The organism is Streptomyces sp. NPDC044033 (genome assembly GCF_056434425.1).
Genome location: NZ_JBWKFF010000001.1, coordinates 687274 through 709409, shown reverse-complemented (window position 1 = coordinate 709409; position 22136 = coordinate 687274). Strand labels below are relative to the sequence as shown.

At 73.9% G+C, this 22136-nt stretch carries 16 protein-coding genes; 13 read left to right on the top strand and 3 right to left on the bottom strand.

Features of this window, described 5'->3' with window-relative positions; all coding sequences use genetic code 11:
* Positions 1-9: 9 nt before the first annotated feature.
* Entirely contained in the window at positions 10-1317 is a 1308-nt protein-coding gene (locus AC07AB_RS03120) for a helix-turn-helix domain-containing protein (protein WP_478559079.1), read from the bottom strand.
* 151 nt (positions 1318-1468) lie between these two features.
* Between AC07AB_RS03120 and AC07AB_RS03115 the strand changes: the two genes are divergently transcribed.
* Entirely contained in the window at positions 1469-1912 is a 444-nt protein-coding gene (locus AC07AB_RS03115; RefSeq protein ID WP_478559076.1) for an ATP-binding protein, read from the top strand.
* A 170-nt stretch (positions 1913-2082) separates the two neighbouring features.
* On the opposite strand, the gene AC07AB_RS03110 is transcribed toward AC07AB_RS03115, so the two are convergent.
* Positions 2083-5241, bottom strand: coding sequence for an AfsR/SARP family transcriptional regulator (locus AC07AB_RS03110; protein ID WP_478559073.1), 3159 nt, complete (start codon positions 5239-5241; stop codon positions 2083-2085).
* Positions 5242-5681: 440 nt separating this feature from the next.
* Here AC07AB_RS03110 and AC07AB_RS03105 point away from each other — a divergent pair, with 440 nt between their 5' ends.
* The 12 genes from AC07AB_RS03105 to AC07AB_RS03050 all read left to right on the top strand — a co-directional run bounded on the left by AC07AB_RS03105 (position 5682) and on the right by AC07AB_RS03050 (position 20253).
* Positions 5682-7271: a phage tail sheath subtilisin-like domain-containing protein gene (locus AC07AB_RS03105; protein WP_478559070.1), complete on the top strand. Its 1590-nt coding sequence runs from the start codon at positions 5682-5684 to the stop codon at positions 7269-7271.
* Positions 7272-7346: 75 nt separating this feature from the next.
* Positions 7347-7790 (top strand): phage tail protein, encoded by a 444-nt coding sequence (locus tag AC07AB_RS03100; RefSeq protein WP_478559067.1) that lies wholly within the window; start codon positions 7347-7349, stop codon positions 7788-7790.
* The gene (locus AC07AB_RS03095) at positions 7790-8245 is read left to right on the top strand and encodes a hypothetical protein (RefSeq protein WP_478559064.1); all 456 of its coding nucleotides are present in this window, start codon (positions 7790-7792) and stop codon (positions 8243-8245) included. Before AC07AB_RS03100 ends, AC07AB_RS03095 begins: the two co-directional genes overlap by 1 nt.
* On the top strand, positions 8242-8400 hold the full coding sequence (locus tag AC07AB_RS03090; RefSeq protein ID WP_478559061.1) for a DUF6760 family protein: 159 nt from the start codon (positions 8242-8244) through the stop codon (positions 8398-8400). The genes AC07AB_RS03095 and AC07AB_RS03090 overlap by 4 nt, the downstream gene beginning before the upstream one ends.
* A 6-nt stretch (positions 8401-8406) precedes the next feature.
* Positions 8407-12210: a DNA polymerase III subunit gamma/tau domain-containing protein gene (locus AC07AB_RS03085; RefSeq protein WP_478559058.1), complete on the top strand. Its 3804-nt coding sequence runs from the start codon at positions 8407-8409 to the stop codon at positions 12208-12210.
* A gap of 61 nt (positions 12211-12271) precedes the next feature.
* Entirely contained in the window at positions 12272-12709 is a 438-nt protein-coding gene (locus AC07AB_RS03080) for a phage tail protein (protein ID WP_478559055.1), read from the top strand.
* Between the two features lies 1 nt (position 12710).
* Complete coding sequence (locus AC07AB_RS03075) at positions 12711-13460, top strand: CIS tube protein (protein ID WP_478559052.1); 750 nt, start codon at positions 12711-12713, stop codon at positions 13458-13460.
* Positions 13457-15361, top strand: a complete 1905-nt coding sequence (locus AC07AB_RS03070) for a VgrG-related protein (RefSeq protein ID WP_478559049.1) — start codon at positions 13457-13459, stop codon at positions 15359-15361. The genes AC07AB_RS03075 and AC07AB_RS03070 overlap by 4 nt, the downstream gene beginning before the upstream one ends.
* Before the next feature lie 213 nt (positions 15362-15574).
* The gene (locus tag AC07AB_RS03065) at positions 15575-15982 is read left to right on the top strand and encodes a GPW/gp25 family protein (RefSeq protein ID WP_478559046.1); all 408 of its coding nucleotides are present in this window, start codon (positions 15575-15577) and stop codon (positions 15980-15982) included.
* Complete coding sequence (locus tag AC07AB_RS03060) at positions 15982-17937, top strand: putative baseplate assembly protein (RefSeq protein WP_478559043.1); 1956 nt, start codon at positions 15982-15984, stop codon at positions 17935-17937. The genes AC07AB_RS03065 and AC07AB_RS03060 overlap by 1 nt, the downstream gene beginning before the upstream one ends.
* A gap of 5 nt (positions 17938-17942) precedes the next feature.
* Positions 17943-18548: a phage tail protein gene (locus AC07AB_RS03055; RefSeq protein WP_478559040.1), complete on the top strand. Its 606-nt coding sequence runs from the start codon at positions 17943-17945 to the stop codon at positions 18546-18548.
* Positions 18541-20253, top strand: a complete 1713-nt coding sequence (locus tag AC07AB_RS03050; RefSeq protein ID WP_478559037.1) for an NADase-type glycan-binding domain-containing protein — start codon at positions 18541-18543, stop codon at positions 20251-20253. Before AC07AB_RS03055 ends, AC07AB_RS03050 begins: the two co-directional genes overlap by 8 nt.
* A gap of 60 nt (positions 20254-20313) precedes the next feature.
* Here AC07AB_RS03050 and aspS read toward each other — a convergent pair whose 3' ends face one another.
* On the bottom strand, positions 20314-22077 hold the full coding sequence (gene aspS, locus AC07AB_RS03045; RefSeq protein WP_478559034.1) for an aspartate--tRNA ligase: 1764 nt from the start codon (positions 22075-22077) through the stop codon (positions 20314-20316).
* Between the last annotated feature and the right edge of the window lie 59 nt (positions 22078-22136).

The following is a 22136-nucleotide window of genomic DNA, read 5'->3' as shown; positions in this document are numbered from 1 at the left end:
GCCGCGTGGTCAGCCGAGTACGTCCCGCATGCGCTGCTCGAATTCGAGGACGGGGGCCTCACGGGCGTACGGCAGCATGCGGCGGTGCAGTTCCCGGACGTGGCCGCTCACGCGTGGGGAATCGATGACCGCGGTGAGGTCGAGAGCGAGGCCGGCGCTGGCGCACGCCTGGTCCAGACTGCCCTGCTGGAGCTGGACACTGGCCAGCCAGTAGGCGTGGAAGGCGCGGCCTCGCTGCTGGTCGGCGCTCTCCCGACGCAAGCCCTCGGCGATGTTGGGTTCGGCGCGCGCCGATTCGCCGAGACGGGCGTAGGCGATGCCGGTGTCGACGAGGAGCTTGGCCTCGTCGAAATAGCGCACCCAGGAAGGCGCTTCGGCCTCGCGCCCCCGTGACTGCTCGTAATGGTCTCGGGACCGCTCCACAGCCTGGTGACACGCGTAGGCATCAAGCAGGGCTGCCTGGGCGAATGCTTCGCGCAAATGCAGCATTGACATGACAAGGGGCTGTCCGCCTACGGCGCGGGCGGCATCCTGGGCGCGGCAGGCCAAGGTGACGGCGTCGTTCGGATTGCTGTCGTAGGTGGCCAACAAGCTCATGCAGGACAGGACGTTGGCCATGAAAAGGCGGTCGCCGTGCGCGTGGGAGAGCTTGAGTGCCTGAGTGAAAAAGGTGCGAGCGCTGCTGTACTGCCGAGCATCGAAGTAGGCCCAGCCGGAGAGCCGTGCCAGTTCGGCAGCGACCGCTTGGAGACCGTGTCGTAGGCCGCCCTCGGAGGAGTCGAGAAGGCGGCCGACGTAGCGCAGGTGGCCGACAACGGCCGGCCGCAAGGTCGCCCCGCCGTATGCGTTGTCGCGCCTCCAGTAGTCCTCGACGGAGGAACGCAGGGCCGTCAGGGTGGAGCGGGTGGCCCGGATGTCGACCAACGCGAGCAGGTCATCCAAATCTTCTGCCGACTCGACGGGCTGGGTTTCTCCCAGTGCGGAGTGAACGGGCTCGGGCACCCTCTCCTCTGTGCGGACTGGGGCCGGGATCTCCCAGGGCCGGTGGGCAAGGCCGAGCATTGCGCCGGGAATGCGCAGTCCGTCGGCGACGCGTTCAACCACATCGATGTGGGCCAGGGAGCGTCGCCCCGCCATGATCTCGCCGACCCGACTGGGCGTCATGCCGCACAGAGCAGCAATCCGTGAGGGGTAGATCCCGGCCTTGACCTTGACCAACCGGAAGACGCTGGCGAAGTCCCGGCGGCGGCAGGCATCCTGCCATTCCGCACTGGCCAGCAGACCGGGCGGCAAGGCCCGGTGGACCTGCGAGCACACCGCTCCTCCCCTCACTCGCCCGTACGGGCGGACCGGCGTGGAATCAATCGCCAACGAGATTACCCACGTTGGGTAACCACTGTGACCTGATCCTGTGCTCGCTGTAACGGTGCACTCGTACCCCATAGCCCGCCAGCGAAGAGGGGACGCGATGTCCGCGCTCGACCAACAAATCACCACCCGGGAGTGGCACAGGCAGTTCCGCTCGGTACGCAAGTGCGTCCCCCGCGCCAGGAACCTCATCACCAAAACACTCACGACCTGGGGATACGGCCAGGACGACATCGACCGAGTGGCCCTCGTGTGCGGGGAACTCTCCGCCAACGCCGTCGAGCACAGCGGCAGACGCGGCCGCCGCTTCGAGGTCCGGCTGACCGTAGACGATCACTACTGCCTTATCGAAGTCTCCGATGCCAGCCGCATCCCGCCCCGGCCCGTCGAAGCCGGTGAGGGCGACGAAAGCGGCCGTGGTCTGGCCCTCGTCGCGGCACTCGCCGAAGCGACCGGCCACCATGACCGCCACCCGGTCGGCAAGACCGTCTGGGCTCGCCTCGTACTCGACGCCGTGGAGGGGGAAACCTCATGTACGAGCTGATCGCCGCCCCGTACCCAGAACGTCACCTCCTCGTACGCCCCGGCAGCGCGACGGCAGCTCGCTTGCCCGCCCGCCGGTACGGAGAGCTCCGCATGCCCTCCGACACCACGGTGCCCGTCTGGACGGCCGATGCGGCCCGCCGCGCGTGGAACCTGGAATTGGGCCGCCGGCTACGCCGCCGAATCCGCCTCCTCCGTGGCCGCGAGCAGGGCCGCGACGTTCGCGGTCTCGCGGGTGCTGTGTCCCTCCAGGTCGGCCAGGGCGGAGCGCAGGCTCGACAGGGCTCGGGCCCGGTCGCCGGTTCGCAGGAGGGCGCGGCCGTGGGCGGCGCGGGCCAGGCCGCGGCAGAAGATGTCGCCGAGGCCGTGTTCCATGGCCAGGGACTTCTCCGCGCGGGCCAGGGCCGCCTCCGGGCGGTTGGCGGCCAGTTCGGTGTGGGCCAGGCGGGCCCAGCACATGGCTTCCCAGCGGAGGTCGCGGGCGGCGTGGTGGCGGCGGCGGGATTCGTGGAGGTACTGGAAGGCGTCGGCGGTGCGGCCGTCGCTCAGGGCGGTGCAGCCCGCCTGGTAGAGGACGTGGGCGAGGGTGTCGGGGCGGCCCAGTTCGCGGGCGTGGGTCACCGCCTCGTGGGTGGCGGTGGCCGCCTCCGCCGTGCGGCCCAGCGCGCTGTACGCACGTGCCTGGTGGGAACGGACGTGGGCCGCGTCGCTGTTGGCGCCCATGTCCCCGAAGAGTTCGTGGGCCTGCGCGAAGGCCGGGAGCCCTTCGGCCGGCCGGCCGCGTGCGAGGAGGACGATGCCCAGGTCGTGCGCGGCCTCGGCCTGGGTCAGCCGGTCCCCGGCCGACTCCGCCAGCCGCAGGCTCGCGCGGAGCGCGGTCTCCGCGCGGTCGTAGGTCTGGAGGCCGTAGTGGGGCGCGCCGAGCAGCCGCAGGACGCGGGCCGTGCTGCGGTCGTCGCCGTGCCGGCGGGCGGCGGCCAGGGCCTCGTGGACGAGCGGTTCGAGGCCGTGCCGGCGCGCGGTGCCCTGCACCAGGTTGGCCCAGGCGACCAGCAGGTCCACGGCCGGGCGCAGCGCGGCGCGACTTCCGCCGACGGCCTGCCGTACGGCACCGTGCAGTTGCGGGTGGGCGTTCCAGAGCCATTCGCGGGCCGCGTCGGCGTCGGCGAGGTCGCGTCCCTCGGCCGCGGGGCGGTGCAGATGGCCGGGGACGACGCTGTGCGGGCGGATGCGCCGCATCGCGGTGATGACGGTCGCCAGTACGTGGTCCAACTGCCGCCGCAGCGCCGCGGACCGCTCCTCGGGGCTGTCGGTGCTCTCGCTCTGCCGCCGCGCGAACAGTTTCAGCAGGTCGTGGTAGCCGTACCTGTTCCCGCAGCGCACCTCGGCCAGCCCGGCGTCGACGAGGCTCTCCAGCATCCGTTCGGCCTCGCTCCCGGGGACGCCGAGCAGTTCGGCCACCGAGGCCGCGCTGAAGGCGGGCACGTCGGCGAGGGACGCCAGGCGGAAGGCGCGGGCCAGGTCGTCGGCGAGGGCCGCGTACCCGAGCCGGAAGGCGCACTCCACGCCGAGGTCGTCCACCCGCAGTTCGTCCAGGCGGCGCCGCTCGTCGCGGAGCCGCGCGGACAGGTCGGCCACGGCCCAGCTCGGCCGGGCCGCGAGCCGGCTGGCCGCTATCCGTACGGCCAGCGGCAACCGGCCGCAAGCCGCGACCAGTTCGCGGGCGGCCGCCGGTTCGGAGGCGACCCGGCCGGGGCCGGCGATGGCCCCGAGGAGGGCGAGCGCGTCCCGCTCGGGCAGCAGCTCCACGTCCACCAGCCGCGCGCCGGACAGGGTGATGGTCCGTGACCGGCTGGTGACGAGCACCGCGCAGCCCAGGGCGCCGGGGAGCAGCGGGCGCAACTGCCTGGTGTCGCGGGCGTTGTCGAGGAGTACGAGCATCCGGCGGCCCGCGAGCAGCGAGCGGTAGAGCGCGGCCTGCTGCTCCAGCCCCTCCGGCAGTTCGGAGTCGGCGACGCCCAGGGTGCGCAGGAAGTGGGCCAGCGCCGCGGAGCTGCTCATGGCGTCGGGGTCGCCGCCGCGCAGGTCCACGTACAACTGCCCGTCGGGGAACGCCGCCCGTACCGCGTGCGCGGCGTGCACGGCCAGCGCCGTCTTGCCGACTCCGGCCAGCCCGGTGAGCGTGGCGACCGGCATGGCCCGCCCGCCGGCGGCCAGCAACGTCTCGCAGAGCGCCCCGACTACGGCCTCCCGTCCCACGAAGTCGGAGATGTCGTACGGGAGTTGAGCGGGCAGCGGCATACGGGACGCGGGCGGCCCGGCCGCTTCGGAGGCGAGGGCGGGGGCGGGGGCCGGAGCCGGGGCGGAGACGGGGTCGGGGTCGGGAGCCCGCGCCTGCGCCGGAACGGCGGCCTCGGCCGGGACGGCGTCCGGGGGCGGGGCCGTGGCCCGCGCCGCGCCCTGCGCCGGGACCACAACCACCGACGGCGGCTCCGGCACCGGCTCCGCCACCGGCTCAGGCACCGACTCCGGCGCCAGAGGCATGGCCGGCTCCCCGGCCAGCACGGTGGTGTGCAGGGCCGCCAGTTCCGGGCCCGGCTCGACGCCGAGCCCCCCGGTGAGGATGCGGCGCGTCGCCGCGTACACCGCCAGCGCCTCCGCCTGCCGCCCGCCGCGGTGCAGCGCCTGCATCAGCAGCCCCTGGGCGCGCTCGCGCAGCGGGTGTTCCGCCGCGAACGCCCGCAGCTCCGCCACCGTGTCCGCGTGCCGCCCCAGCCGCAGGGCGAAGTCGAAGAGGTCCTCACGGGCCGTGACGCGCAGTTCACCGAGGCGGTCGCGCTGCCGCTCCGCGTACGGGCCGGGCAGCCCCGCCAGCGCCGTGCCGTCCCACAGGGCGAGGGCGCAGTTCAGCTCCCGGTAGCCCGCCGCCGGGTCGCCGGCCGCGCGGGCCCGCGCGGCGGCGGCGAGCCGCCCCTCGAACTCGGCGGCGTCCAGCCGCCCGGCCGGCACCCGCAGCGCGTAGCCGTCCGGTGTCGACACCAGCAGCCGGCTGGGCTCGTGCGCCCGCCGCGCGGGCTCCAGGAGGGACCGCAGCCGCGAGATGTACGTCCGTACCGTGCCGACCGCGCGGGGCGGCGGGTCCTCGCCCCACAGCGCCGTCATCAGCTCGACGAGCGAGGCGGACCGCCCGTCGCGCAGCAGCAGTACCGCGAGGGCCGCCCGCTGCTGCGGCGAGCCGAGCGCCAGCGGGCGCCCCGCCAGTTCGGCCCGTACCGGTCCGAGCAGCTGGAACCGGGGCGCCGCACTCGGCCCGCCCTCGTCGCTGTGCACAGCCCGCCCGTACTCCTCGTCCTCGCCTCACCGGCGCGTATCGCGTTGCCCTTTTGTACTCAGGATCGTCCTCAGACGCTACTCCAGCCGTCTCCCGGCACACCCGTCGGCCGTCCGCTGCGGCGTAAGCCGTGCGACATGTATGCCTTTGCCCTGTTGCCTCCTTGCCGGTCGGACGGGCCCCCGTTACGGCTGGTGACCGTTCGGGCAATGACCCCTGCCCCCGACGACGTCCGTTCGCTCCTTCGGGCCGCCGGGGCTATGCGCCATCGTCGATACCGGACGATCGTCACCACTGGTTCAGTACGGGGCGGGTCAGGCCAGGTCATGGGGAGCGCACGGGAGAGATATCACCGTCTACGGGAGAGATATCACCGTCCTACGCCGCCCCACCGCAGCCCCGTGCCACCAACTTCACCGTCGCAAGGAGTTCAGCCCCCATGCCCTCTTACCTGTCCCCCGGCGTATATGTCGAGGAAGTCGCCAGCGGATCGCGCCCCATCGAGGGTGTCGGCACCTCCGTCGCGGCCTTCGTCGGACTCGCGCCGGTCGGTCCGGTCAATGAGCCGACTCTGGTGACGAACTGGTCGCAGTACGTGGCGTCCTTCGGCGAGTTCACCGACGGGTACTACCTGGCGCACGCCGTCTACGGCTTCTTCAACAACGGCGGCTCCGCCGCGTACGTCATCCGCGTCGGCGGCACGGGCCAGTCCGCTGGGGCCGGCGGCGGCTCGCAGGGTGAGGCGGCGGCCAGCAAGCTGGTCAAGGAGCTCGTCGCCGGGGAGCCCGCGGCGCTCGGCTCGTTCAAGGTGTCGGCCATCGCCGGCGGCTCGATCAGCGTCGAGGTGCAGGACGTCGAGGGCGAGGGCGCCGCCGACCGGTTCAAGCTGGTCGTCAAGGACGGCGAGAAGGTCTCCGAGAGCTTCGACGTGAGCGCGAAGAAGAGCGCGCGCAACTACGTCGTCACGCAGGTCAAGCAGCGCTCCAAGCTGATCGTCCTCGAAGAGGCGGCCCCGGCCGCCCAGCTGGCGAAGCCCGACGCGCAGACCGTCGCCCTCGCCCCGGCCGTGCCCGCCCCCGAGCCGGCCGCGGCGCCGAACGCGGGCGCGGAGCTGGAGCAGCTCGCCCCCGGCCGGTTCATCGGCGACTCCGCCGACCGTACGGGCTTCGGCGGGCTGGAGGCGCTCGACGAGATCAACATGGTCGCCGTGCCCGACCTGATGGCCGCCTACCAGCAGGGCCTCATCGACCTGGAGCACGTCAAGGCCGTACAGCTCGGACTGGTCGCGCACTGCGAGCTGATGGGCGACCGGATGGCCATCCTCGACCCGCCGCCGTCGCTCGGCGCCCGGCAGATCCGCCAGTGGCGGCAGGAGGTCGCGGGCTACGACTCCCGGTACGCCGCCCTCTACTACCCCTGGATCAAGGTCTTCGACCCGGCCACCGGCCAGACCAAGACCGTGCCGCCGTCCGGCCACATGTCCGGCGTCTGGGCCCGCAACGACTCCGAGCGCGGCGTGCACAAGGCCCCGGCCAACGAGATCGTGCGCGGCGCCGTCGACCTGGAGCTCCAGATCACCCGCGGCGAGCAGGACCTGCTCAACCCGATCGGCGTGAACTGCATCCGGGCGTTCCCGGGCCGCGGCATCCGGATCTGGGGCGCGCGCACCCTGGCGTCCGACCCGGCGTGGCGCTACCTGAACGTCCGCCGGTACTTCAACTACCTCGAAGAGTCGATCCTCATCGGCACCCAGTGGGTCGTCTTCGAGCCCAACGACCAGGCGCTGTGGGCGCGCATCCGCCGCAACATCTCGGCGTTCCTGGTCAACGAGTGGCGTGCGGGCGCGCTGTTCGGATCGCGTCCCGAGGACGCGTTCTATGTGAAGTGCGACGAGGAGACCAACCCGCCGGAGTCGGTGGACGTCGGCCGGGTCATCTGCGAGATCGGCATCGCGCCGGTGAAGCCCGCCGAGTTCGTGGTGTTCCGGCTGGCGCAGTTCTCGGGCGGCGGCGGCGAGCTGGAGGAGTAACCGATCCGCGCCGCGGGCCGCGCCCTCGCCCGTACCTCTCAGGAACAGCAGGAACAGAAGGAAGAGTGAACTCCCTTGTCGCTTCAGCCCGGTGACGCCCTCACCACACACAATTTCGGCCTCCAGATCGACGGCGTGATGGTCGAGTACCTCCAGGAGGTCAGCGGTCTGACGATGGAGCAGGACGTCATCGAGTACCAGCAGGTCTCGGCGGACGGCAAGCCCGTCGTGAAGAAGATGCCCGGCACCAAGAAGGCCGGCGAGGCCACGGTGACGCGCGGTATGACCCAGTCGTCCTCGTTCAGCGAGTGGATCAACCAGTCCATCGCCGGTGACATGGGCTCCGCCCGCAAGAACGCCACCATCATGATGATGGACTTCCAGAACAACCCGGTGAAGCGCTACAACATGCGCAACGCCTGGTGCAGCAAGGTGGAGACCAGCAGCGTCAAGGCGGGCGACGCGGCCGCGCTGACCGAGCAGGTCACCATCGTCTTCGAAGAGCTGGTCATCGAGTAATGCGACGCGAAGGCCCGGCGGCACCGGCGGGCGCGGCGGGGCCGGTCCCCGCCGGGCCCGGCCCGGCCGCACAGGCGCGGGAACCCCTGCGCACGGAGTTCGAGTTCGAGCTGCCGCGCGGCTTCGTCGACGATTCCGGCACCGTGCACCGCAACGGCTCGATGCGGCTCGCCACGGCCCGCGACGAGCTGATCCCGCTGCGCGACGTGCGCGTCCGGGAGAACCCCGCGTATCTGTCGGTGGTCCTGCTCGGCCGGGTCATCACCCGGCTGGGTACCCTGCCGATCGTGCACGACGGGACGGTGGAGAACATGTTCGCCTCCGACCTCGCCTTCCTCCAGGACTTCTACCGGCAGATCAACGCGGAAGGGCACACCCGCGCCGCGGTCGCCTGCCCGCACTGCTCGGAGTCCTTCGAGGTGGAGCTGGCCGGGAGCCGCCTGGGGGAATCGTGACGTACGCGACCGACCGGATCCACGAGGAAGTCGCGTACCTCGCCTACCACTTCCACTGGGGGCTTGAGGACATCCTCGACCTCGAACACGCCGACCGGCGCGCATACGCGACGCGGATCGCGGACTTGGTGGAACGCGCCGAAGGGAAGCAGTGACGGGGCATGGGGTTGTTCAGGAGGAAGTCCCGCCAGCCGAAGGCCGACCCGCGGTCGGCCCCGGCCGGCATGCCCGCACCCGCGTCCTCGCAGGCCCCGCCCGCCGAGGCGCCTGACGGGGGCTGGGCGGCCATGCCGCCCGTGCAGCGGGTGCTCGGCGCGCCGAGCCCGGTCGTCGAGACGGGGTTCACCGCCTCGCTGGCCTCGCACCGCGACCCGTCCTTCGGCGGAGAGCTGGGGCACGACGTACGGGCCTCCGCGCCCGGCGGCACGGTCGGCGGGGTGATCTCGCGGGCCGTCGCGCCCAGCGGGAGCGTGCTGCCGGCGCTGCCGGTCCTGCCGGTGGCCCCGCGCGGCCGTACGGACGCCCCGGCCGCCCCCGAGCCGCCGGAGCCGCGCTCCCTGCGCCCGGCGCCCGTCCAGCGGGCGGCGGCGCCCGTCCAGCGGGCGGCCCGTAGCCTGACCTCGGCGGCCGCCACCGCCCCGAGCAAGCCGCGCCGCCTCCCGGCGGCCCGGCCCACCAACGTCCCCGCCCCGGGCCACACCCCCCGGGCGGGGACCCCGGCCACCGACGCGCAACGCACCGCGCCGGTGGCCGAAGCCCCTGTCGCCGTACGGCCGTCCACCCCCGTAGCGGCCGTGCGGCGACAGGCGGCGATTGCGGATGCGCCCGCCGCCGCGCCTTCGGGCCCGGCGGGCCCCGCGGCCCCGGCTCCCTCGGAGCCGGGGCCCTCCGCCTCTGCCGCGTCCGCCGCGCCGGTCCACCCGGGGCCGGCCATCCAGCGGCGCACGCCGCGGACCGGTGCCGCTCCGGTACGGCCGGCCGGCCCCGCGAGCCCGGCCGGTCCGTCTCCGGCGGTACAGCGGCGGGCCACGGGCGGCGAAGCCCGCCCGGCGGCGGACGGGCCTGGTCCCGCCGCGCCGCCACAGACTTCGGGCCCCGGCCCGGCCCCCGTTCAGCGGCGGGCGACCGAGGGAAGCACTCCGCCGGTACGCGGCGGCGGCACCGCCGAGCCGACGGCGCCCGACGGCGCGAAGGCGCGGCCCTCGTCGCCGCCCCCGGCGGGCCCGCCGATCCAGCGGCGGCCGACGACCGGCGGCTCCGCGCCGATACGCGCGGCGGACGCGCCGTCGACGACTTCCGGGCCGACGGCTTCGGGCCCGGCGGCTTCGGGCCCGACTCCTTCCGGCCCGACTCCTTCCGGCCCGACTCCTTCCGGTCCGACTCCTTCCGGTCCTTCCGGCCCGGCAGCTGCCCGCCCGGCGGCTCAGCGGCGGGGGCCGGGCGACGGCCCGTCGAGCCTGGCCGACGCGCCCGGCCGGATCGGCCCGGCCATCCAGCGGCGGGCCGCGGGCAGGACGCCGGGCGGCCCGTCGCCCGTCGGTCCGGCGGGACAAGCCGGCCAGAGCGGTCCGGCGGACGGTCCGGCCGTGCAGCGGCGGGCGGATGGCGGTACCCAGGGCCGGGCGGCCTCGGGCGACGCCATGGGCGGCCCCGCTGCGCAGCGGCGGACCCCCGGCGACGCCACCGGCACCCCGGCCGCGGCCAGCCCGGACCAGGGCCCGGCCGCCCACGCGCCCGTACGGCCCGGCCCGGCCATCCAGCGACGGGCGGCTACGGGCGGCGCGCACGGGCAGTCGACCCAGCCCGTGCGGCGGCAGACCCCGGGCAACGCCACCAGCGGCCCGAGCCAGGGCCCGGCCGCCGACGCGACCGGGCAGGGCAGCCCCACTGTCCAGCGGCGGACGACAACGGGCGGCGCCCCCGGCCAGTCGGGCCCGGCGGCCGACGCGGCGGGGCAGCAAGGCTCCGCCGTGCGGCGGCAGGCGGCGACCGGCGACGCGTCGGCGACCCGCTCCGCGACCACGCGCCCGGGCGGCGGCCCCGGGGACTCCACCACTCCGGCCGTACAGCGGAGCGCGTCGACGGCCAGCGACGCCGCGCCCGTACGCGCCACCGGCACCCAACCGGCCTCGCCCTCGGCAGGGCCCACCATCCAGCGACGGCCCACCACCGGCAACGCCGCACCCATCCACACCAGCCAGCCCCCGAGCGACAACACCGCGGCCCCCGCCCGGCAGTCGGCGACGACCGGCGACACCGCGCCCGTACGCGCCTCCGGAACCCGGCCCGCCGCGCCGTCGGCAGGCCCCGCCACCGGCGGCGCCGAGCCCGCCAGTCGGCCCCCGAGCGCCGCCGCCGGGGACTCCACCGTCCCGGCCGTACAGCGGAGCGCGTCGACGACCGGCGACGCCGCGCCCGTACGCACCGGCCAGGCCCCGGGCAGCAGCGCCGCGGACTCCACCGCCCCGACCGTCCAACGGCGGCCCACGGCGAGCGGCGGTCCCGCGCCCGTACAGGCCACCGGGGCCCAGTCCGCCCCGCCCTCGACAGGCCCCGCCGTCCAGCGACGGCCCACGGCCGGCGGCGCCGCGCCCATCCACACCGGCCAGACCCCGAGCGACAGCACCGGGAACCCCGCCCGGCAGTCGGCTACGAGCGGCGACTCCGCGCCCGTACGCGCCTCCGGAACCCAGTCCGCCCCGCCGTCGGCAGGGCCCGCCATCCAGCGACGGCCCACCACCGACAGCTCCGGGGACTCCGCCCGGCAGTCGGGGACGAGCGCCGACTCCGCGCCCGTACGCCCCGGCCAGACCCCGGGCAGCAGCGCCGCGCCCCGGTCCGGCGACGCGGCGGGGCAGCGCGGGCCGGCCGTTCAGCGGCGTGCCGCCGACACCGCCCCCTCGGCCACCGGCGCGCCGGTCCGGCCGGGCCCCGCCGTGCAGCGGCGGGCGGCGGACGGCGCCGCCCAGTCGGCCCGTACCGCCGAGAGCCCCGCCGCGCGGCGGCCCATGACCGGCGGCTCGGCCCCCCTGCCCGCCGTGGACACCAGCGGCCCCACCAGCACCGGCACGCACCGCGCACCGGCCGACGCGGCGCGACCGACGGCGCGCGGCACCAGTCCGGCCGCCGCGCCCGTACGCGCCCAGGAAGCCCCCGCCAAGCCCGTCATCCAGCGGCGCGCGACCACCGGGGCCCCCGGCAACCGGCTGGAGTCCGCGCATGCCGCCGCCGAGGTCGGCCGCGCGCTCCGGCCGGCGGGTCCCCCGGCCGGCCCGCAGCCCGTCCGGCCCGTCCAGCGCACGGCACCGGCGCCTTCCGCGCAGCAGCAGCCCGCGCCCGGCCCCACCGCCACGGGCGCCCCGGCAACCGCCCCCGCCGAGAACCCCGGCCTGGGGCAGGCGGCCGCGCCGCTCGTCCAGCGCCGAGCCGCCCCCACCGCCCCGGTCAAGAACCTCGGGCTGGCGCAAGCGTCCGCCCCCCTCGTCCAGCGCCGGACCGACCCCACCATCAGCGCCCCGACGGCCCCCGGCCCCCTCGGTACGGGCGTGGCCCCGGCCCCCGAGCAGCAGCACGCGCCCGTCGTCCCCCTCCGGAAGCCGGCCGCGCCCGCCGCCGTGCCCGCGCCCGTACAGCGGCGCACCGTCGAGGTCCCGGCGCCACCGCCGCCCCCGGCCCCCGCGCCCGCGCCCGCTCCCGGGCCGGCGCCCGTTCAATCACCTCCTCCCCCGCCCGTCCAGCGGCGGACCGCGCCACCGCCGCCGCCACCGCAGGCCCCCCGGCCCGCGCCGTCGGCGTCCGCGCCGGCCCCCGCGCCCGAGCCCGAGCGACCGCCGGTCACCGCCCCCGACCCGGCCGAACTCGACGACCTGGCGCGCCGGCTCCTCGCGCCGCTGTCGCGGCTGCTCCGTGCCGAGCTGCGCGGGGACCGCGAGCGCATCGGGCGGCTGCGCGACCACGGGCGCTGAGCGCGACGGCACCACCTCGACACCAGCCCCCACCCCGTACCACTAGCGAGAGAACCAACGCATGCCGACGACCAAGGACCCCGGTTCCACCGTCTTCTTCAAGCTGACCATCGACGGCCAGGACCTCGGGCTGTTCAACGGCTGCGAGGGGCTCGCCTCCGAGGTCGAGGTGGAGCAGCGTCAGGAGGGCGGCAACAACGGCTTCGTCTGGCAGTTGCCGTCCCGCGTGACGTTCTCCACGATCCGGCTCACCCGGCCGCTGACCCACGAGACATCGCGGGTGGCCGCCTGGATCTCGTCGATCGCCACCGGCATCAGCCGGCCGACCGCGCAGATCGCGGCGCTCCGCGCGAACGGTGAGATCGTCGCGCAGTGGGGGCTGGTGGAGGTGCTGCCGGTGCGCTGGCAGGGGCCGAGTCTCAATCCGGAGAGTCCGAGCGTGGCGACCGAGACCCTCGAAATCGCCCATCACGGTTTCACTGACGCGGGAGGTTCCTGACATGGCCGCGCCGACCGGCGGCAAGGCGGGAGCGAGCCTGGTACGGGCGTCGCTCGCGATCCATCAGCCCCCCACCGACCTGGGCGGGTCGATGGGCGGGAAGATCGGGGAAGTGGAGTTCCAGTTCAACCCGACCCAGCTCCAGATGGGGCGCGAGGCGGAGTGGCAGACGCGGCAGGCGGTGGCGTACATGCGCGGCGCGCCGCCGAAGTTCACCGGCACCCGGCCCGCGACGCTCCAGCTCGAAGTGTTCCTGGACGCCTCCGGCACCCCGAAGTCCGGCAAGGTGCAGAAGCACGTCGAACTGCTGCTGTCCTGCTGCGAGGTGACGTCGCAGAGCTCCACGTCCAAGCGGCCGTCGCCGCCGTGGGTGCGGTTCTCGTGGGGGTCGTTCAACACGGTGCAGTTCATCGCGTACGTGACGTCCGTCAACGCGACCTACACCCTGTTCAACCCCACCGGCGAGCCGATCCGCGCGACGTGCACGCTGTCGCTCACCGAGGTGGCCATGTCCACCAAGGGGCAGAACCCGACCTCCGGCGCGCTCTCCGCGCGCCGGATCACGCGCACCGTGGCGGGTGACTCGCTGGCCTCCCTGGCCTGGCGGGAGTACGGGGACGCGACGCGCTGGCGAGTGATCGCCGAGGCGAACGGCATCGACGACCCGATGCGGCTGCGCCCCGGCACCGAACTGCTGCTTCCGGCCGCCGACGAGGTACGGGCGCCGGACCTGGGCGAGGAGGACTCATGAGCGAGAAGACTTTCACCACCGTTCTCCACGCGGAGATCGGCGGAGCGGTGCTGACCGACAAACTGGCGGCCCATCTCATCGAGGGCTGGGTGGACGCGAGCGTCAATGTGCCCTCCGCGTTCCAGCTGACCTTCGACGACTCGGGCAGCGACATCCTGAAGAAGTTCCCGCAGATCAAGATCGGCGCGGAGGCGAAGCTCTGCCCGTTCACGGACGGCAAGCGCGGCGACCCGATGCTGACCGGCGAGGTCACCGCGCTGGAGGCGGACGTCGACGCGGGCGGCAAGTCACTGGTGGTGCGCGGCTACGACCTCGGCCACCGGCTGCTGCGCAACCGCCGCGTCGAGGGGTACCCGAACATGACGGCCGGGGACATCGTCAAGCGCCTCGCCGGCAAGAACGGCCTGTCCATCGGCAAGATCGACTCGACGCCCACGGTGTACGAGCTGGCGACCCAGCCCAACATCACCGACTGGGACTTCCTCTCCCGGCTCGCCGCGGAGAACGACGTCCACCTCTACTTCGACCGGCACGGCAAGCTCCAGTTCACCGACCTGGCGCCGGCCTCCGGTGCGCCCTCCGACAGCACGTCGGCGGCGCAGTCCCCGTACGTACTCGAATTCAGCCACAACACCACCCAGGCCCGGGTGTCGGTCACCGCGGCCGGGCAGGTCAAGCGCGCCGCCGCGCGCGGCTGGGACATGCGCACCAAGCGCTCGCTGTCGGCCGACTCCCCGGCCACGAAGAGCGAGGACATCATCGCCGACATCACGCCGGGGAAGGTGTCGTCGCCGTTCGGGGCGTCCGAACTGACCGAGACGCAGACCCCGTACACGAAGTCGGGGCAGGTCAAGCACGCCGCGAAGGCGCTCGCCGACGACGTCGCGAACTCCTTCGCGGAACTGGAGGTGGCGATCACCGGCAACCCCGAGATGCGGCCGGGCCACCCCGTCGCGCTCAAGGGCGCCGGTTTCCCCTTCGAGGGGAAGTACACGGCGACCGGTGTCCGCCATGTCTTCGAGTCGGGGCGGCCGTTCACCACCTGGCTGCATGTCTCGGCGCGGCAGTTCCGCTCCCTGTACGGGCTGGCCTCGGGCGGCTCGGAGGCCGCGCCGACCATGCCGGGCGTGGTGGTGGCGCTGGTCAGCAACGCCAAGGACCCGCTGAAGCTGAACCGGGTGAAGGTGACCTTCCCGTGGCTCTCGGAGACGTACGAGAGCGACTGGTGCCGGGTCGCGCAGTTCGGCGGGGTCAAGGGCGGCGGGCTGCTGATGCCCGAGGTCGAGGACGAGGTGCTGTGCGCCTTCGACCGGGGCTCGCTGGAGCACCCGTACGTGCTCGCGGGCCTGTACAACGGGAAGGACAAGCCGACCCCCGACCCCGACGGCATCGACCCGGTCGACCAGCTCAGCGGCAAGGTCAACTGGCGCAGCCTGACCTCCCGCTCCGGGCACACGCTGGAGCTGGTGGACGCCAAGTCGAAGATGAAGAGCGGCGTGCGGCTGCAGACGGGCAACGGCAGGTTCACCGTGCACCTCGACGAGGTCAAGACGAGCGTGACGATCAGTTCCGACGGCAGCGTGCACATCCGGGGCAACCGCAGCGTCGACATCACGGCCGGCGGCAATCTGTCGCTGAAGGCCGCCGGGTCGATCAACATCGACGCCGGGGCCGCGGTGGACATCAAGGCGGGGATGAAGTTCGGGGTCACCGCGGGGGCCGAGGCGGACATCAACGCGAGCGCCGCCGTGAACATCGAGGCGGGCGAGGCTGTGGAGATCCAGGCGGGCCTCACGGCCGGGGTAAAGGCCCTGGTCGGGCCGGTGACGCTCAGCTCCCTCATGGCCGTGGGCATGGAGACACCGGTGGTGCTCGTCAACGACATCCCGTTGCCGATCTGATCCGGAGGCCGAAAATCCGAGCCCGAGACCGAGACCGAGACCTGGCCCGAGACCGACCCCAAGTCCGAGACCTGGCCCGAGCCCGACCCCGAGCCCGACCCCAAGTCCGACCCCAAGTCCGAGTCCGAGACCGAGAACAAGTCCGAGAACACGTCCGCGTCCACGTCCATGGACCGGACCTGGTTCCGATCCGAGCCTGAGGGGCCACGGCAGATGAGTGAGCAATTCGTCGGTGCGGGCTGGGCGTTCCCGATGCGCACGGATGTCTCCGGCGGCATCGCGCTCGTCCGCCGCGAGCGCGAGATCGAGGAGTCCATGCGGCTGGTGCTGGCCACCGCGCCCGGCGAGCGGCCGATGCGGCCCGAGTTCGGGTGCGCGGTGCACGACATGGTCTTCGCACCGGTCAACGAGGCCACGGCCGGGCGCATCCGGTACGAGGTGCGGCTGTCACTGGACCGGTGGGAGCCGCGCATCGAGGTGCTGGACGTACTGGTGAGCCCCGCGCCGGACGACTCGTCGGTGCTGTACATCGACGTGCAGTACGCCGTGCGGGGCACCAACAACCCGCGCTCCCTCGTCTTCCCCTTCTACGTGATCCCGTCCACCGAAAGCGACGTCTGATGGCCCTGCCCGCCCCCCACCTCGACGACCGGCGCTTCCAGCAGTTCGTCGACGACGCCAAGCGCTACATCCAGCAGCGCTGCCCCGAGTGGACCGACCACAACGTCTCGGACCCGGGCGTCACCCTCATCGAGGCCGTCGCGCACATGGCGGACCAGGTCGTCTACCGGCTCAACCGGGTGCCGGAGAAGAACCATCTCGCCTTCCTCGACCTGCTGGGCGTCAGCCTCTTCCCGCCCGCCGCGTCCCGCGCGGACGTCACGTTCTGGCTCTCCGCGCCGCAGGACGAGCCCGTCATGCTGCCCGCCGGCACGGAGGTGGCGACCAGCCGCACCGAGTCCGAGGAGGCGGTGGCCTTCGCGACGGAGCACGATCTGACGATCGTGCCGTGCGAGCTGGGGACCGTGCTGCGGCAGGAGGCCGGTTCCTCGCCCGAGGACCGCAGCCACGACATCTTCGGCGGCGACGACGTGCCGGTCTTCGCCGAGTCGCCGCGCCCCGGCGACATGCTGCTGTTCGGGCTGTCGGCGGCCGTGCCGCGGTGCGTCGCGGTGCTGAACCTCGACAGCCGGGTGGACGGCGTCGGCGTCGACCCCCGGCAGCCGCCGCTGTGCTGGGAGGCGTGGACGGCCGACGGCTGGATCGAGTGCGAGGTCGACGAGGACTCCACCGGCGGCCTCAACCGGCCCGGCGAGGTCGTGCTGCACATCCCCTCCGGCCATCTGCTCTCGCGCGTCGGCCGCCGGGAGGCCGGCTGGCTGCGCTGCCGGGTGACGGAGGCCGCGCCGGGGCAGCCGTTCTACAGCGCCTCGCCGACCGTACGGTCGGCGTCCGCGTTCACCATCGGCGGCACGACGGTCGCCGCCCACGCCGAGGTCGTACGGGACGAGTCGCTGGGCGAGTCCGCGGGCGTCCCGGGGCAGCGGATGCGGCTCGCGAACGCGCCCGTCGTCGGCGACCACCCGCCGCTGCTGCTGGAGGTCTCGGAGGGCGACGGCTGGCAGAGCTGGGAGGTCGTCGGCGACTTCGCGCGCTCGGGGCCCGAGGACCGCCACCTCACCCTGGACGCGGCCACCGGGGAGATCGCCTTCGGCCCGTCCGTACGCCAGGCGGACGGCGAAGTGCACCAGTTCGGCGCCGTGCCCGCCAAGGGCTCCATGATCCGCGCCGCCCGCTACCGCACCGGCGGCGGGCGCGGCGGCAATGTGGCGCGCGGCGCGATCCAGGTGCTGCGCAGCTCCATCCCGTACATCGCGCGCGTCGTGAACCGGGAGGCCGCGCGCGGCGGCGTCGACGGCGAGACGGTCGACGAGGCGAAGGTACGGGCCCCCATCGCGCTGCGCGCCCAGGAACGGGCCGTCACGGCGCGGGACTACGAGGAGCTGGCGCGCCGCGCCGCGCCCGAGACCGCCCGTATCGCGTGCCTGGCCGCGGACCAGCACGACCACGGCGACAACGCGGTGCGGGTCCTCGTCGTCCCGCAGGCCGTCTCCGACCGCGGCGGCCGGCTCCGCTTCGAGCAGCTGGTGCCCGGCGACGAACTGCTCGGCCGGGTCACCGACTTCCTCGACGAGCGCCGCCCGCTGGGCACCCGGCTGTCGGTCGGCCCGCCCTTCTACCAGGGCATCACGGTCGTCGCGACGCTGCACTCCTTCCGGGCCGCGCAGGCCGAGCGGGTACGGGCCGAGGCGCTCGACGCGCTCTACGACTACCTCGACCCGCTGACGGGCGGCGCGCACGGCGAGGGCTGGCCGTTCGGACGGCCGCTGCGCTCCGGCGAGATCTTCGCGGCGCTCCAGCGGGTGCCGGGGGTGGAGCTGGTGGACGAGGTGCTGCTGCACCCCGCCGACCCGCTGACCGGGCGGCGCGGCGACGCCACGGACCGCATAGAGCTGGCGCCGTCGGCGCTGCTGTTCCCCTTCGACCACCGCGTACGCGTGATTGAGGCCCGGTAACGCCGATGACGACACCGATCGAGGCGGTGCCGCCGCCCGCCTACCGGGGCACGGTCGACGGGCTCGGCACCCCCTACCCGCTCGGCGACCAGCTCCCCGGCATCTACGCCGAGGACGATTTCGCGCTGCGCTTCGTCGAGGGCCTGGACGTGGTGCTGGCGCCCTTGTTCAACGTGCTGGACTGCCTGGAGGCGTACTTCATGCCGTCCCTGGCGCCGGACGACTTCATCGACTGGCTGACGACCTGGGTGGGCGCGGAGCTGGACGGCACGGAGCCGGTGCCGCTGCGCCGCCACGCGGTGGCGACGGCCGTCTCCCTGCACCGGGTGCGGGGCACCTACCAGGGGCTGTCCGACGCCGTGCGGCTGGCGTTCGGCGTACGGCCCGAGATCGCGGAGAGCGGCGGCGCCAGCTGGTCGGCGCGCCCCCTGGGCGCCTTCCCCGGCGACCCGCGGCCGTATCTGCGGGTGACCCTGCACGTCCCGGACCCCGCGGCGGTCGACGCCCACCGGCTGCACGCCATCGTCTCCGCGGCCCGCCCCGCGCACCTCCCTTTCACGACCGAGGTAGCCTCAGCCCCCGCTCCCCTGGAAGGAACCGACCATGTCTGACGCCCCCGCCGCCACCTGCCCGGACTGCGGTACCCCGGCGCGCCAGGAAGGCCAGTCCTTCTGCGACTCCTGCGGTGGATTCCTCCGCTGGGACTCCTCCCCGACCACATCGCCGGCCGACGGCTCGTCCGCGAAGAACATGCCCACGGTGGACACGACCCCGCCCCCCAGGTCGGCCCCGGCTCCGAAGGACGGCGGCACCATCCAGGGCGGTACGGGCCGTGGCCGGCCGGACTCCGCGCCGGGCGGCGCTTCGGGCGCTTCGGGCCCTTCGAGCTCTTCGAGCCCTTCGGGTTCGGCCTCCGGCCCGTACTCCGGGCGCGAGTCCGGGGTGCCCAGCGGGCCGGACGCGGGGGCGGGCTCCGGCTCGCACGACGGCCCGCCCGGCGGCTCGTACGGCAGCTCGTACGACGCCCCGCACGGCAGCCCCGGCCCCGGTCCGGCCGGCCGTCCCCATGCCTCGGGTTCCGCGCCGCTGCCCCCGGCGGGGCCCATGCCGAGCGAAGCGGCACCGGGCAGCGCCGGCGGCGCGGCGCAGACCCGGCCCGGGTACGAGGACCCCGACACCGAGAACACCGTGCCGCTGCCGCCGTCGCCCGGCGACCGGCGCGCGCGGCGGGGCGTCAACGACGACTGGCCCACCGCGCAGAGCCCCGCGGAGCCCGCCGGGCCCGCCGAGCCCGACGAGGCCGCTCAGTCCGGTCAGGCCGGCCAGGCTGCTCAGTCCGGCCAGGCTGGTCAGTCCGGTCAAGCTGGTCAGCCCGGCCAGGCTGGTCAGTCCGGTCCCGCCGCGCCGACCGCTCAGCCCGGCGCCGACTGGGAGCCGCAGCGCCCCGCGGCAGACCCCCCGGGCCGGTCCGACACCGCGATCCGCGCGCTGCTCGTGCCCGTACCGGAGGCCACGGCGCCCGCCGCCCCGCCGGAGGCGCCCGGCACGGTGCTGCCCGGCCGCCCCGAGACGCAGCGGCCCCGGGTCCGTACGCCGGGCGTGCCCATGGCCGACTTCGGGGACCCCTGCCGGTACTGCAGCACGGTGAACCCGCCGCGGCGGCACTTCTGCCGGCAGTGCGCCAGCCCGCTGTCGGATGAGCGGGACGCGGTGGCCGAGGGCCCGTACGCCGGTCAGCGCCCGCGGCTGCACCGCGAGCACGGCCGCTGGATCACGCGCGTCCTCCTCGCGCTCCTGCTGGTCGGCGTGATCGTCGGCGGCGTCTTCGGCGGCCCGCCGGCCGCCCGCGCCGTGCAGGACCACTTCGCCAAGCGGGTGCCCGTGCACCCCACGTCGTGGGCGGACAAGCACCACTCGCCCAAGCACGGACCGGAGCAGGCCGGCGACGGCTACTCCAACACCTGGTGGGGCACGGGGTACGCGGGCGACTCGGCGGGCCAGTGGATCGAGGCGCGGTTCCAGCAGCCCACCGACCTGCTGGCGATGCTGGTCACGCCGGGCTCCTCGGCCCGTTCGGCGCAGTCCGCGGACGAGGCCCGCCCGATGGACTTCGACCTGATCGTGACGGACTCCGCGGGCAAGGCGCACACCTCGCACCACACGCTCAACGACGGCGGTGTGCAGCAGGTCGACGTGCGGGTGCGCAACGCGGTGACCGCGCGGTTCGTCATCCGCTCCGCGTACGGCACGGGCAAGGACAAGCAGGTGGCCGTCGCCGAGCTGGAGTTCTACCGCCGCGCGACGAACTCGCACTGAGAACGCGAAGAGGGCCCCTGAACCGCGAGGTTCAGGGGCCCTTCGCCGTCTTTGTGGCGACTACTTCAGCGGCGGCTTGCGCAGCGACAGGTGCAGCTCCTTGAGCCGCGCGTCCTCCACCTCGCTCGGCGCGCCCATCAGCAGGTCCTGCGCGTTGCCGTTGAGCGGGAACGCGATGGTCTCGCGGATGTTGGGCTCGTCGGCCAGCAGCATCACGATGCGGTCGACGCCCGGGGCGATGCCGCCGTGCGGCGGGGCGCCGAACTTGAAGGCGCGGAGCATGCCGCCGAACTCCTGCTCCACGGCGTCCTTGTCGTACCCGGCGATGGCGAACGCCTTGTACATGACCTCGGGCTCGTGGTTGCGGATCGCGCCGGAGGACAGCTCGACGCCGTTGCAGACGATGTCGTACTGCCAGGCGAGGATATCCAGCGGGTCCTTGGTCTCCAGCGCCTCCAGGCCGCCCTGCGGCATGGAGAACGGGTTGTGCGAGAACTCGATCTTCCCGGTGTCCTCGTCCTTCTCGAACATCGGGAAGTCGACGATCCAGCAGAACCGGAAGACGTCCTCCTCGAAGTGCCCGGCGCGCTTGGCGGCCTCGACCCGCACCGCGCCCATGATCTTGGAGACCTCGTCGAAGTCGCCCGCGCCGAAGAACACCGCGTGGCCGGGCCCCGCGTCCAGGGCGGTCAGCAGCGCCTTGGTGTCGTCCTCGGTGAGGAACTTGGCGATCGGGCCGGTCAGCGCGCCCTCGTCGCCCACCCGGACCCAGGCGAGCCCCTTCGCGCCCTGCTGGACGGCGAAGTCACCCATCTGGTCGAAGAACTTCCGGGACAGTTCGGCGGTGTCCGGCACGGCCAGCGCCCGTACGTGCTTGTCGGCGAACGCCTTGAAGCCGGAGCCCGCGAAAACGGCCGAGACGTCGGTCAGCTCCAGCTTGGCCCGCAGGTCGGGCTTGTCGGAGCCGTACTTCAGCATCGCCTCGCGGAACGGGATCCGCGGGAACGGCGAGGTGACGGTCTTGCCGCCGCCGAACTCGGTGAACAGCTCGGTCATGAGCTTCTCGATCGGGCCGAAGACGTCCTCCTGCTCGACGAAGCTCATCTCCACGTCGAGCTGGTAGAACTCGCCCGGCGAGCGGTCGGCGCGGGCGTCCTCGTCGCGGAAGCAGGGCGCGATCTGGAAGTAGCGGTCGAAGCCCGCGATCATCAGCAGCTGCTTGAACTGCTGCGGGGCCTGCGGCAGCGCGTAGAACTTGCCCGCGTGCAGCCGGGAGGGGACCAGGAAGTCGCGGGCGCCCTCGGGGGACGTCGCGGACAGGATCGGGGTCGCCATCTCGTTGAAGCCCAGCGCGGTCATCTTGTGCCGGATGGCGGAGATCACGGCGGTGCGCAGCATGAGGTTGCGGTGCATACGCTCGCGGCGCAGGTCGAGGAAGCGGTATTCGAGCCGCTTCTCCTCGTTGACCCCGTCCTCGGCGTTGATGGTGAAGGGGATCTGCTCGGCGGCGCCCAGCACCTCGACGGCGGTGACCTCGACCTCGACCTCGCCGGTCGGCAGGTCGGGGTTGACGTTGTCCGTGCCGCGCGCGCTCACCCTGCCGTCGATACGGACGACGGACTCCTTGGTCAGCGAGGAGAGCGCCTCGTTGGCGGGGGTGCCGGGGCGGGCGACGAGCTGCACGAGACCGTAGTGGTCGCGCAGATCGATGAAGAGGATGCCGCCCAGATCACGACGATTGTGCAGCCAGCCGCTCAGCCGGACGTCGGTGTCGACGTCAGCCGCACGGAGCTCGCCGCAGGTGTGGGACCGGTACCGATGCATCGTTCATCCAAGTCGTCTGATCGGGGGCGGATGGCCGGCGGATGGCCGGGGGCGGGGCC